The organism is Frankia sp. RB5, from assembly GCF_059816245.1.
On record NZ_JCBATA010000155.1, the window covers coordinates 1 to 1,390 of the forward strand.

Consider the following 1,390-nt stretch of genomic DNA (forward strand, 5'->3'; position numbering starts at 1 on the left):
GTCCTTGTCTGCTGGTGAGGTGGAGGTGGCGGACGCCGTGGTGGTGGACGAGGTGGCGGGCGAGGAGGGTGCCGAGGGTGCCGGTGCCGCCGGTGATGAGGACGGTCCCCTCCGGATCGAACAGCGGACCTTCCGCCTCGGCCGGCTCCACCCGTGCCAGCCGGGGGACGCGGATCTGCCCGTCGCGCACGGCGAACTGGGGCTCGCCGGTGGTCAGGCCGTCGAGCAGGAGCGTGGCCGACGAGCGCGGGTCGCCATCGAGCGCGAGGTCGGCGAGCACGAAGCGATCCGGATGCTCCGCCTGGGCGGAGCGGATCAGACCCCACAGGCTGGCCTGCGCGAGGTTCCCGATGATGCCGTCGGCCGCGGTGGCGCCGCGGGTCACCACGACGAGGCGGGAGTCGGCGAACCGGTCCTCGGCGAGCCACTGCTGGACAAGCCGGAGTGCCGCCTCGGCGTTGCTGTGCGTGGTGGCCACGACGTCGTCGAGGTCGGAGCCGACCTCCGCCGGGTCGAGGCCGCCGGTCGCGGCCGGGAAGACCGCGGGACTGACGACGACGGTCGCGGGCACGGGCTCGCCGGCGGTGAGGGTGGCGGAGAGCGCGTCCAGGTCCAGGTAGGTGCTCTCGCCGGGTAGGGCGAGGCCGGCCCAGGTGTCCTCGGTGCCCAGGAGCACGGCGAGGGTGCTGGTGGGGTGCACCGGTCGGTGGCCGCCGGGCAGGGGAACCCACTCCAGCCCGAACAGCGAGTCGCGCAACGGCCCGGCGTCACTCAGCCGGTCCAGCGAGATCGCCCGGAGGGCCAGGGTGTCGACGGCGGCGACCGGTGCTCCGGTCGTGTCCGCGAGCAGGACGCTCGCCGTGTTCGGACCGGTCGGGGTGAGCCGGACCCGCAGCGCGGTGGCCCCGGTGGCGTACAGGGTGACGCCCGACCAGGAGAAGGGGACGCGGGGGCCCACGTTCTCCTCGGCGTCGGTGTCGGCGTCGCTCGACTCGTCGGCGACGAGCACCAGAGGGTGCAGGGCGGCGTCGAGGAGCGCGGGATGGATCTCGAAGTTTCCGGCGTCGGAGGCGAGGTCCTCACTCAGGCGCACCTCGGCGAAGATCTCGTCGCCTAGGCGCCACGCGGCCTGTAGTCCCTGAAAGGCCGGGCCGTACTTGTAGGAGCGTTCGGCGAGGCGTTCGTAGGCGCCGGTCAGGTCGATCGGCTTGGCTCCGGACGGCGGCCAGGCCGTGAGGTCGAACGAGGCTGGCTGCTCGGTGCCGGGTGTGAGGGTGCCGGTGGCGTGGGTGGTCCAGGGGGTGTCGGGGTGGGGGCGGGTGTGGATGGTGATGGTGCGGTGGTTGTGGGGGGTGGGGGGGTCGAGGGTGATGGTGAGGTGGGTGGGGTG

Annotated in this window: 1 protein-coding gene; it reads right to left on the minus strand. The window is 73.5% G+C overall.

The features are described 5' to 3' along the window. A partial coding sequence (locus AC6EXY_RS33265; RefSeq protein ID WP_499819025.1) for a SpnB-like Rossmann fold domain-containing protein occupies nt 1–1,390 on the minus strand: 1,390 nt, incomplete at both ends.